Below are 12,602 nucleotides of genomic sequence, written 5' to 3'. Positions count from 1 at the left end.
TGAGGTAGCGCTGATGGCGGTGCAGATTGCGGTAATCGATGACTGGCAGGACGTGGCCCGCGACGTGGTCGACTGGTCCGTCCTCGACAGCATCGGTGAAGTGACATTCGAACATGATTACCCGGCGGACAACGCCACGCTCGCCGAACGGCTGGGCAAGTACCAGGTGATCTGCGTGATGCGCGAGCGCACGCGGTTCGATGAAGACCTGCTCAAGCGCTTGCCCAATCTCAAGTTGCTGGTGACCGGTGGTATGCGCAACGCCGCGCTGGACATGCAGGCAGCGGCAAAATTGGGTATCACGGTGTGCGGCACTGACAGCTACAAACACGCCGCGCCCGAACTGACCTGGGCGCTGATCATGGCGGCCACGCGCAATCTGGTGAACGAAGCCAATTCGCTGCGCGCCGGTCAATGGCAGCAAAGCCTGGGCGGCGATCTGCACGGCAAGACGCTGGGCATTCTCGGCCTGGGCAGTATCGGTCAGCGAGTGGCGCAGTTTGGCCAGGTGTTCGGCATGCGGGTGATCGCCTGGAGCGAAAACCTCACGGCCGAACGTGCGGCACAGGTCGGTGTGACCTATGTCAGCAAGCAGGAACTGTTCGAACAGGCCGATGTGCTGTCGGTGCATCTGGTACTCAGCGAACGCAGTCGCGGGCTGGTCGATGCGCAGGCGCTGGGCTGGATGAAACCGACTGCACTGTTGGTGAACACGGCTCGCGGGCCTATCGTCGATGAAGCGGCGCTGATCAAGGTTTTGCAGAAACAGCGTATTGCCGGGGCAGCGCTGGATGTATTCGATCAGGAGCCACTGCCCGCGCTGCACCCTTTCCGCACGCTGGACAATGTGCTGGCGACACCGCACGTGGGGTATGTCAGTCGGCAGAACTATGCGCAGTTCTTTTCGCAGATGATCGAGGATATACAAGGCTGGTCGGCGGGCAACCCGGTTCGTTTATTGAACTGAAACCCTGTAGGAACTGCCGAAGGCTGCAATCTTTTGATCTTGATCTTTACAAAGCAGGATCAAAAGATCGCAGCCTCGTTTCACTCGACAGCTCCTACAGGAGCCATGCAGTCATCCAAATCAATAACTGTCCGCACCACAACAGTGCGCCCTCTCTCCCTACCAGCACAAAATCGTGACCGTCCAGTCACCGTTTTGACCCATCTCTCCAAAAAAACCTGCACTTCGTCGGTGCGTTTCCCCCCTCACACCACGGTTTCCGTGCCTCGCCAACCGATTGTCGAACAATTTACCCATTCCCCCTCGCCCGCTCTAGGATCTGGCCTAGACTCATTTTCGCGGGGCGAAACCGGCCGGTCACACCACAGCAAAATAATCGAAACTTTTGCTGAAGACGGCGGGTCATCTGAAAGGCAGGGGGAACGCGACTGGTTCATTCCTTGCAATGGCCTCACCACCCATTCTGCTAGCGCGTGTTGGGTAGCGTTTGCTCACCGATGCGAGGCGCGTTTGCGCCCGGCCACAGGACTTGGCCATGGACATCGCTTGTTCAAGACAAGAATCAGATCAACGAGACGGGAGATTCATATGATCAGTGCGGCATTGGATATTCAGGGAGAGCGTGCTCAGCAGTCAGTAGGCGAATCGAGTACCGTCAGCGTTCCCGGCAGCCGATCGATCAGCGTCCCCGGCACCAAGACGCTGACTCCGGTCGCGAGTCAGAATCCCAACAAGAAAAAAGTATTGTTCGTGACCTCGGAAATCGCAGATCTGGTGAAGACCGGCGGCCTGGGTGACGTTTCCGCCGCCCTGCCCCGCGCCATGGCCCATCTGCACGACGTGCGGGTGTTGATCCCCGGTTATCCGCAGGTGATGCACAGCGAAAACCCGATCCATATCATCGGCGAACTCGGCGGCCACGCCGCGCTGCCACCGTGCAAGATCGGACGCATGGACATGCCGGACGGGCTGGTGATCTACGTGCTGATCTGCCCTGAGCTCTACGAGCGCGAAGGTTCGCCCTACGGCGCCAACAACGGTCGCGACTGGCCAGACAACCACATTCGCTTTGCTCGCCTGGGTCTGGCTGCTGCCGATATCGCCGCCAATCTGGCCCAGATTCACTGGTGCCCGGATCTGGTGCACGCCCATGACTGGCCGGCCGGTCTGGCCCCTGCCTATATGCACTGGCGCGGGCAGCGCACGCCAACACTGTTCACCATTCACAACCTGGCCTATCAAGGCGTCACCAGCCTCGGCTCCTGCCCCGAGCTCGGCATTCCGAACCATGCCCTGCAACAGGAAGGCATGGAGTTCTACGGCAAGATGTCGTTCCTTAAGGCGGGGATGGCCTATTCGAGCCACATCACCACAGTCAGCGCCACCTACGCACAGGAAATCACTACCCCGGATTTCGGCTGCGGCCTCGACGGCTTTCTCGCCGCCAAGACCCAGCAGGGTTTGCTCAGCGGTATCCCCAACGGGATTGATGAGAGCTGGGACGCGGCCACTGACCCACATCTATTCGCGCCCTTCGCCATTGGCGATTGGGAAGGCAAAGCAGTCAACGCCGCTCACGTTCGTGACCTGTTCGGGCTGAAAGACTCCGAAGGCCCGTTGTTCGCCGTGGTCTCGCGTCTGGTCTATCAGAAAGGCCTGGACCTGACCGAGGCAGTCTCCGAGTACATCGTACAGAACGGCGGCCAGATCGCGATTATCGGTCGTGGCGAGCCGGAAGAAGAGCAAGCCATGCGCGAATTGGCGCTGCGCTTTCCCGGCCAGGTCGGCGTACGCATCGGTTTCAACGAAACCGACGCCCGCCGGATGTTTGCCGGCAGCGATTTCTTGCTGATGCCTTCGCGTTACGAGCCATGCGGCTTGAGCCAGATGTACGCCCAGCGCTTCGGTTCGTTGCCGGTAGCACGCAACACCGGGGGGTTGGCCGACACCATCGAAAACGGCGTCACCGGGTTCCTGTTCGACGAGTCCACCGCCGACAGCTACCGCGAAGCCCTGAGCCGCGCCTTCAAGGTCTTTGCCTTTCCCGAACTGCTCAACGCCATGCGTTGCCGGGCCATGGCCGCGCCATTCAACTGGTGCAAAGCGGTCGAACCCTACGCTGAACTCTATGAACAACTGGTCGCCAAGGCGCTGGGTAAAGCACACCACAAATAATCAGGGAGTTTTCCACGATGCCGTTACGGACCCAAGAGAACTGGCCCCACGGCGCGATCATGCAGGACGCCGAACACACACAATTTGCGCTGTGGGCGCCGGATGCGTTTTACGTCAGCGTGGAGTTGGAGGACGGACAGTCACTGCCGATGCTACCGCAGGCCGATGGTTGGTTTGTGATCAAGACCCGTTGCCCGGCGGGCACGCGTTACCGCTACAACATCGATGGCGAACTTGAGGTGCCCGACCCAGCCTCCAGAGCACAGGACGGCGACCTCGACCGCCGCAGCGTGGTAGTCGATCCGCTGGCCTATCAGTGGCGACACACCGAATGGCGCGGTCGGCCGTGGAGCGAAGCGGTGATCTACGAGCTGCACGTCGGTGCGCTTGGCGGATTTGCCGAGGTCGAACAGCACTTGCAACGCTTGGTTGAGCTGGGTGTCACCGCCATCGAACTGATGCCGCTGGCGCAGTTCCCGGGTGATCGAAACTGGGGTTACGACGGCGTCCTCCCGTACGCGCCGCAAGCGTCCTACGGCACCCCGGAACAACTCAAGCACCTGATAGACAGCGCTCACGGCCACGGTCTGGCGGTGATTCTCGATGTGGTCTACAACCACTTCGGCCCCGATGGCAATTACCTGCACCGTTACGCCAAAGGCTTCTTTCGCGAGGACAAACATACCCCGTGGGGTGTGGCGATCGATTTTCGACGTACCGAGGTGCGCGAGTTTTTCATCGAAAACGCATTGATGTGGCTGCTCGAATACCGCTTCGACGGCCTGCGCCTGGACGCGGTGCACGCCATCGAAGATCCGGACTTTCTCAGTGACATGGCCCAGCGCATCCGCCAGCAGATCGACCCGACCCGTCATGTCTGGCTGACCGTGGAAAACGAGCTCAATCAATCGAGCCTGCTGGAGAATGATTACGACGCGCAGTGGAACGACGACGGCCATAACGCTTTACATGTGTTGCTGACCGGCGAAACCGATGCCTATTACGCCGACTATGCCCTGCAACCCACCGAACAATTGGTGCGTTGTCTGAGTCAGGGCTTCGTGTTTCAGGGCCACATCACCCGCCACGGCGAACCCCGGGGCGAACCGAGTGAACACCTGCCTTCGACCGCGTTTGTCCTGTTCCTGCAGAACCACGATCAGATTGGCAACCGCGCCTTTGGCGAGCGCCTGCATCAACTGGCCGATCCCCGCGCGGTGCAGGCAGCAACCGTGCTGTTGCTGCTATCACCGATGATCCCGATGATGTTCATGGGCGACGAGTTTGCCGCCGAGCAGCCGTTCCAGTTCTTCACCAGCCATCACGGCGAACTGGCGGAGTTGGTACGCGAAGGCCGGCGCAATGAATTCGCTGCGTTCGGTGCCTTCAACGATCCGCACAAACGCGAGCAGATTCCCGATCCTAACGCCGAACAAACTTTCCATGCCTCACAGCCACGGCTGATTGGTAACGGCACGCCACTGCAACAGCAAACCCTCGCGCTGTACCGGCAACTCCTGCAATTGCGCCATAAACACATCATCCCCCACCTGTCTGGTACTCAGGCGCTGGGAGCGCAAATGCTCGGCCATGGCGCCGTCAGCGCACGTTGGCGCCTTGGCGATGGCAGTGAGCTGCGAATCGACCTGAACCTCAGTGATACGGCGGTGGTCAACCCTCCACGGACCGGCGCAGTGTGGCTTTTTCAAAAGCCACCTGCCGTCGAACTGTCGGATGAGGGCCTGCTGCCCCCGTATTGCGCGCTTGTCAGCCTCACGGCCGCAACCCCTTTGCAACCTTTGGATGGAGAGCGCCTATGAGCGATGCGCAACTGGAAATACTTGCAAGCAGAGCCGGCCTTGCCGTCGACTGGATCGACGCCAACGGCCGCCCGCAAAAAGTCGCCCCGGCGGTGTTGCGCAATGTCTTGATCGGCCTTGGCCACCCTGCCAGCACCTCCCAGGAAATCGACGCCAGCCTGCTTGAACTGCAACAGGTCCAGCAAGACCGTCACCTGCCGCCGCTGCTGACCAGTGATGTCGGCGTCGGGGTTGATCTGGCGCGTTATTTCAAACCTGAAACCCCGTGTGAGATCCACCTTGAAGACGGTTCGCGTATGAACCTGAAACTCGATTCCGAGTCGGTACTGCCCGGCCTGATCCCGGTCGGCTATCAACAGGTTCACATTGACGATCAATACTTCACACTTGCCGTGGCGCCTGAGCGCTGCTTCAGCGTCGGCGACGCGGTAGACAATCCGATCCCTCGCGCCTGGGGGCTCAGCGTGCAGCTATATGGCCTGCGTCGCCCCGGCGATGGTGGCTTCGGCGACACCCAGGCACTGGAAGAACTGGCGCGGGTGGCCGGTGAACGCGGTGCCGACGCACTGGCGATCAGCCCGCTGCACGCGATGTTCAGCGCCGACACCGGGCGCTACAGTCCATATTCGCCATCCAGCCGTTTGTTTCTCAATTCCCTGTATGCCGCACCCGGCACAATTCTCGGTGAACGGGCTTTGCGCGATGCGATCGACAGCGCTGGTCTGGCCGAGCAGTTTGCGAAACTGGAAGACCTGAAACTGATCGACTGGCCCGCCGCTGCCGAGGCCAAGCTCAAACTGCTGCAAGCCCTGTACGACGGATTCACTGCGGGCGATCACCCGTTGCACCCGGACTTCGCCAGTTTTCGTCATGCTGGTGGCGAGGCACTGGAAAACCACTGCCGCTTCGAAGCCATCCAGGAAATGCGCGCCGCACGTGGCGAAAGCCTCGACTGGCGCGAATGGCCGGAACATTGGCACGACCCGCGCGGCGCCGCGCTCGAAGCGTTTGCCGAAGAATATGCTGAGCGCATCGGTTACTTTGCGTTCTGCCAATGGCTGATCCACCGATGCCTGGAGCGTGCGCAAACCGCCGCGCGTAGCGCCGGCATGGGCATCGGCCTGATCGCCGACCTTGCCGTGGGTGCCGATGGCGCTGGCAGTCAGGCCTGGAGCTTTCAGGACGAACTGCTCGCCTCGCTCACCGTTGGTGCGCCACCGGACATTCTTAATCGCTCCGGTCAGGGCTGGGGGATTTCCGCGTTTTCCCCCGAAGGCCTGATCCGCAACGGCTTTCGTGCCTTCATCGAAATGCTGCGCGCGAACTTCGCCCACGCCGGCGGTTTGCGCATCGACCATGTCATGGGCCTGCAACGCCTGTGGGTGATTCCCAACGGCGCGGCACCGGCCGACGGTGCCTACCTGTATTACCCGGTGGACGATCTGTTGCGCTTGCTGACGCTTGAATCCCATCGTCATCAAGCGATTGTGCTCGGCGAAGACCTCGGCACCGTACCCGACGGTCTCCAGGAAAAACTCATCGCCCGCTCCATGCTCGGCATGCGCGTGCTGTTGTTCGAACAGGACAACACCCGTTTCAAACCGATTCTCGACTGGCCGGATAACGCATTGGCGACCACCAGCACTCACGATCTGCCGACGCTAAACGGCTGGTGGCATGGCCGCGACATCGACTGGAATTCGCGACTGGGTTTTGTCGATGCCAACGGCGAAATCGAATGGCGCCGGCATCGTCAACGGGAACGTGAAGGCCTGCGCGGAGCGTTGAGCCAAGACCCGCAGAACTTTCGCGAAGAGTCCCACGAGGCCGATCAGGTGGTGGACGCCAGCGTGCGTTTCCTCGGGCATACTCGCGCGCCGCTGGTGTTGCTACCGCTGGAAGACGCGCTGGGCATCGACGAACAAGCCAATCTGCCAGGCACGATCGATACGCATCCGAACTGGTCGCGGCGCCTGCCCGGCGCCAGCGAAGCTTTGCTCGACGGTGCGGATGCAGCGCGGCGTCTTGAACTATTGGCGTGCGCACGCCTTCAGGCAGCCGAGCGTGACCAATGAATCAGGCGCTCATCCAGCCATTGCGCGCCACCCTGCGCCTGCAATTTCACCAAGGCTTCACCCTTGAACAAGCGGTGCCACTGGTTCCGTATTTCGCCTGTCTGGGCATCAGCCACATCTACGCCTCACCGCTGCTCGCGGCGCGGGCAGGTTCGATGCACGGCTACGACGTGGTCGATCCGACTCAGGTCAACCCGGAACTCGGCGGCGAACCCGCGCTACGGAACCTGGTCAGCGCCCTGCGCGAACACGACATGGGCCTGATCCTCGACATCGTCTCCAACCACATGGCGGTTGGCGGCAGTGACAATCCATGGTGGTTGGAACTGCTGGAATGGGGACGCCTGAGCCCCTACGGTGAGTTCTTCGACATTCAGTGGCACTCGCCGGACCCGTTGATGGAAGGCCAGTTGCTGCTGCCGTTTCTCGGCAGCGATTACGGTGTCGCGTTGCAGGAAGGCACGCTGAAACTGCATTTCAATGCGCAGAACGGCAGCTTCCACGTCGAGCATTACGATCACCGCTTCCCGATCTGCCCGAACGATTACGGCGAATTGCTCAAACCCGAAGATGCGCTGAAATCGCTCGCCGATCATTTCAGTGCCCTCAGCTATCAGACCAACGCCCATTCACTGGCCGGCCCGCTCAAGGAAGAACTGCGGCAACTGGCCAGAGATCCGCAGATCCTTGAAGCCATCCAGCGCAATCTGGAGCATTACGACTCAACTACTGAGGAAGGCTTCCACAAGCTCCATCAGTTGCTGGAGCGCCAGAGCTATCGCCTCGCCAGTTGGCGCACGGCGGCTGACGACATCAACTGGCGGCGTTTCTTCGACATCAATGAGTTGGGTGGTTTGCGCGTCGAACGTCCGGCGGTGTTCGAAGCGACCCACGGCAAAATCTTTCAGTTGATCGCCGAAGGGTTGGTCGACGGTTTGCGCATCGACCATATCGACGGCCTCGCCGATCCGCGCGGTTACTGCCGCAAACTGCGTCGGCGTGTTGACCTGTTGGCGCCGGGACGGCATCTACCGATCTACATTGAGAAAATCCTCGGCGCTGGCGAAACCCCGCGCCGCGACTGGGCGGTGGACGGCACCACCGGTTACGAGTTCATGAATCAGCTGTCGTTGCTGCAACACGATCCGGACGGCGAATTCGTACTCGGTGACTTGTGGCAGCGCCGCACCGAACGCCCCGCAGCGTTTATCGAAGAAGCACAACTGGCGCGTCAGCAGATCCTCAATGGCTCGCTGGCCAGCGATTGCGAAAGCGTTGCCCAAGCGCTGCTGCAAGTGGCCCGCGATGACCTGATGACCCGCGACCTGACCCTCGGCGCAATTCGCCGCGTACTACAGGCGTTGATTGTGCATTTCCCGGTGTATCGCACCTACATCAGCGCGATGGGTCGCTCGGCGCAGGATGACGTGTTTTTTCAGCAGGCCATGGACGGTGCGCGGCAGACTCTCGGCGAAGGCGACTGGCCAGTGCTCGATTGCGTTGCAGCGTGGCTCGGCGGCACGCCATGGCGACAAAAGCCACGCGGACGCTCGCGCAAAATCCTCAAACATGCCTGCGTACGCTTCCAGCAATTGACTTCACCGGCGGCCGCCAAAGCCGTGGAAGACACCGCGCTGTATCGTTCGGCCGTGCTGCTGTCGCGCAATGACGTCGGCTACAACACCGAGCAGTTCAGCGCGCCGGTCAGCGATTTCCACGAGATCAATCTGCAGCGCCTGGCTCAATTCCCCGACAACCTGCTGGCCACTGCCACCCACGACCACAAACGCGGCGAAGACAGCCGCGCGCGCCTCGCGGTACTCAGCGAGCGCAGCCACTGGTACGCCGAACAGATCGAACTGTGGCGCGCCCTCGCCCGCCCTGTGCGCGTTGACGAGCAAATGCCGTCGACCGGTGATGAGCTGATTCTCTATCAGGCGCTGCTCGGCAGTTGGCCGCTGGATTTGCATGACGGCGATCAGGCAGGTTTTGCCGACTACGCCAAACGCATCTGGCAATGGCAACAGAAAGCCCTGCGTGAAGCCAAGCTGCAAAGCAGTTGGAGCGCGCCGAACGAAGCCTATGAAAACGCCGCGCAGGCATTCACCGAAAAACTCCTCACCGGTGAAGAAGGTGGACTGCTGCGCGCGGCGTTGAGCAAAACGGTCAACAGCATTGCCGCAGCCGGCGCGCTCAACGGCTTGGCGCAAACCTTGCTGCGCATGACGGTGCCGGGGATGCCGGATTTGTATCAAGGCAACGAGTTCTGGGACTTCAGCCTGGTCGATCCGGACAACCGCCGGCCGGTGGACTACCCCGCTCGCGAGCAGGCTTTGGCGGCGCAGGCGCCGACCACGGAGCTGCTGTCGAACTGGCGTGACGGTCACATCAAGCAAGCCTTGATCGCCCAAGTGCTGAACCTGCGCGCTGAACACGCCGAGCTGTTCCGGCGTGGCACGTACCAGCCGCTGGAGGTGCTGGGCAGCCAGGCGCATAACGTGCTCGCGTTTGCTCGCGAGCATGAAGGTCAGCAAGCCATCGTGATCGTGCCGATTCGCTGCGCGACATTGCTGGAAAACAGTGCCGTCCCGCAAATCGATGCGCTGCGCTGGGGCGATACGCGGGTGGTTTTACCGTTCGCCGCCTCTGACAAAAATCTGAAGGGACTTTTTGCAACCACAGCAGTCACAAAAAGCAGGGAGCTGAATGTCAGCGACGCGCTGGGGGATGTCCCGGTCAATCTCTTTATCCAACACTTAACGTAAGCATGAGTTCAGTTCAGGAGCATTGCGATGAGCACCGACGATAAACGCATCCGCGAATTCGCCTATCAGATCTGGGAATCCGAAGGTAAGCCCGAGGGCCACGAAGAACGCCATTGGGAGATGGCGCGCAAACTGGCCGAGGCCGAAGCACTGGCACCGAAGAAATCACCGAAGGCTGCCGGCAGCAAAACAGCAGGCAAAACCGCCGAGGTGAAGGCGCCAGCCGCCAAGCCCAAAGCCCCGGCCAAAGCCAAGCCTGCGAGCGCCGCCAAAGTCGTGCCACCGGGCGAAAAAGCCGTCGAGAAAAAGCCCAAGGTGCCACGCAAGCCCCCGGCGAACTGACGCCCCCCCGATTATTGAACTGAATGACTGTGTGGCGGGCTTGCTCGCCACAGAGGGCCAACTCGCCCTGAAAAAACACACTACCGCCATGCTGGTGAAAACTTATGTGGTGAGGGGATTTATCCCCGATGAGTCGCGAAGCGGCCCCAGAACAACCAATGCGGAACATCTGACACCCCGCATTCAATGATTTTGCGACTGCTGCGCAGCCGATCGGGGATAAATCCCCTCACCACAAAAGCTTCCCCCCACTGGTCAGGTATCAACCGAACTACCCCGATTTTTGCAGGAGCAATCATGACCCGTCCAAAGAATGCCGAGCCCGCCACACACGCCGAGCCTTCGAGAATTCGTGAGGGTCTGCCCTTCCCGCTCGGTGCGACCTGGGATGGCTTGGGGGTGAACTTTGCCCTGTTCTCCGCCAACGCCACCAAGGTCGAACTGTGCATCTTCGACGATGCCGGTGAAGTCGAGCTCGAACGAATCGAACTGCCCGAATACACCGATGAGATCTACCACGGCTACTTGCCCGACGCCCATCCGGGGCTGATCTATGGCTACCGCGTCTACGGCCCGTATGACCCGGCCAACGGCCACCGCTTCAACCACAACAAATTGCTTATCGACCCCTACGCCAAACAACTGGTCGGCCAACTCAAGTGGTCCGAAGCCTTGTTCGGCTACACCATCGGCCACCCCGACGCCGACCTCAGTTTCGATGAACGCGACAGCGCTCCCTTCGTGCCCAAATGCAAAGTCATCGACCCGGCGCATACCTGGGGCAACGACCAGCGCGTCAGCGTGCCGTGGGACAAAACCATCATCTATGAGACTCATGTGCGCGGCATCAGCATGCGCCACCCCTCTGTGCCGGAAAACGTGCGCGGCACCTTCGCCGGTTTGATGAATGACGATGTGCTCAAGCACATTCGCAGCGTCGGGGTTTCATCGGTCGAGTTGCTGCCGATCCACGCTTTCGTCAACGACCAGCACCTGCTGCACAAGGGCATGACCAACTACTGGGGCTACAACAGCATTGCGTTTTTCGCCCCGGACCCGCGCTACCTGGCCAGCGGCAAGATCGCCGAGTTCAAGGAGATGGTCGCCCACCTGCACGAAGCCAATCTCGAAGTGATCCTCGACGTGGTCTACAACCACACTGCCGAGGGCAACGAGCAAGGCCCGACCCTGTCGATGCGCGGCATCGACAACGCCTCGTATTACCGGCTGATGCCGGACGACAAGCGCTTCTACATCAACGATTCCGGCACCGGCAACACGTTGGATTTGAGTCACCCGTGCGTCTTGCAAATGGTCACCGACTCGTTGCGTTACTGGGCCAGCGAAATGCATGTCGACGGCTTCCGCTTCGACCTGGCGACTATCCTCGGCCGCTATCACGACGGTTTCGATGAGCGGCACAGCTTCCTTGTGGCCTGCCGTCAGGACCCGGTTTTGCGTCAGGTGAAAATGATCGCCGAACCGTGGGATTGCGGCCCCGGTGGCTATCAGGTCGGCAACTTCCCGCCGGGCTGGGTCGAGTGGAACGACAAATTCCGCGACACCGTGCGCGCGTTCTGGAAGGGTGACGACGCCCAGGTCGCCGACTTTGCCAGCCGCATGACCGCGTCCGGCGAGATGTTCAACCAGCGCGGCCGGCGGCCGTATTCATCGGTGAACTTCATCACTGCCCACGACGGCTTCACCCTCAACGATCTGGTGTCGTACAACGACAAGCACAACGAAGCCAACGACGAGAACAATCAGGACGGCAGCAATAACAACCTGTCCTGGAACCATGGCGTAGAAGGTCCGACCGACGATCCCGAAATCAACGCGCTGCGTCATCGGCAGATGCGCAACTTCTTCGCCACGCTGCTGTTGGCCCAAGGCACGCCGATGATTGTCGCCGGCGACGAATTCGCCCGCACGCAGGATGGCAACAACAATGCCTACTGCCAGGACAGCGAGATCGGCTGGGTCAACTGGGATCTGAGCGAGGACGGCAAGGCCCTGCTCAAATTCGTCAAACGCCTGATCAAGCTGCGTCTGGCTTATCCGATCCTGCGTCGTGGGCGCTTCCTGGTCGGCGAGTACAACGAGGACATCGGCGTCAAGGACGTGACCTGGCTCGCCCCGGACGGCACCGAGATGACCACCGAGCATTGGCATGACGCGCACAATCGTTGCCTGGGCATGTTGCTCGACGGCCGCGCGCAGGAAACCGGGATTCTGCGCAAGGGTGCCGACGCGACCCTGCTGCTGGTGGTCAATGCGCACCACGACATCGTCAACTTCACCTTGCCGGAAGTCCCGGAAGGCAGTTTCTGGACCTGCATGGTCGACACCAATCAGCCGGCGATCCGAGGCCAGGAGCGCTTCGACTTCGGTCACGAGTACTCCGTCACCGGGCGTTCGCTGCTGCTGTTTGAACTGCAACGTGAAGAAGAAGACTGAT

General features: G+C 60.7%; 7 protein-coding genes. All 7 read left to right on the top strand.

The genetic code is table 11. The features are described 5' to 3' along the window. The first annotated feature begins 13 nt into the window (after positions 1 to 13). The 7 genes from ACA043_RS13810 (at position 14) to glgX (ending at position 12,601) form a co-directional block, all read left to right on the top strand. On the top strand, positions 14 to 967 hold the full coding sequence (locus tag ACA043_RS13810) for a D-2-hydroxyacid dehydrogenase family protein (protein WP_497659469.1): 954 nt from the start codon (positions 14 to 16) through the stop codon (positions 965 to 967). Between the two features lie 588 nt (positions 968 to 1,555). Further along, positions 1,556 to 3,142 carry a glycogen synthase GlgA gene (gene glgA / locus ACA043_RS13805; RefSeq protein WP_187678323.1) on the top strand — a complete coding sequence of 529 codons (1,587 nt, stop codon included), beginning with the start codon at positions 1,556 to 1,558 and terminating at the stop codon, positions 3,140 to 3,142. Between the two features lie 17 nt (positions 3,143 to 3,159). Beyond that, a complete protein-coding gene (gene treZ, locus ACA043_RS13800; protein ID WP_489879829.1) occupies positions 3,160 to 4,962 on the top strand; it encodes a malto-oligosyltrehalose trehalohydrolase in 1,803 nt (600 codons plus the stop codon). After that, a complete protein-coding gene (gene malQ / locus ACA043_RS13795; protein ID WP_187678321.1) occupies positions 4,959 to 7,037 on the top strand; it encodes a 4-alpha-glucanotransferase in 2,079 nt (692 codons plus the stop codon). The genes treZ and malQ overlap by 4 nt, the downstream gene beginning before the upstream one ends. Beyond that, positions 7,034 to 9,802 (top strand): malto-oligosyltrehalose synthase, encoded by a 2,769-nt coding sequence (locus ACA043_RS13790; protein WP_497659468.1) that lies wholly within the window; start codon positions 7,034 to 7,036, stop codon positions 9,800 to 9,802. Before malQ ends, ACA043_RS13790 begins: the two co-directional genes overlap by 4 nt. A gap of 27 nt (positions 9,803 to 9,829) precedes the next feature. After that, the gene (locus ACA043_RS13785) at positions 9,830 to 10,144 is read left to right on the top strand and encodes a DUF2934 domain-containing protein (RefSeq protein ID WP_187678319.1); all 315 of its coding nucleotides are present in this window, start codon (positions 9,830 to 9,832) and stop codon (positions 10,142 to 10,144) included. Between the two features lie 297 nt (positions 10,145 to 10,441). Then, positions 10,442 to 12,601 carry a glycogen debranching protein GlgX gene (gene glgX, locus ACA043_RS13780; protein WP_497659467.1) on the top strand — a complete coding sequence of 720 codons (2,160 nt, stop codon included), beginning with the start codon at positions 10,442 to 10,444 and terminating at the stop codon, positions 12,599 to 12,601. Position 12,602 lies beyond the last annotated feature (1 nt).

The sequence above is a fragment of the Pseudomonas sp. LBUM1648 genome (genome assembly GCF_059716145.1).
This window is presented reverse-complemented; position numbering and strand designations above follow the sequence as displayed.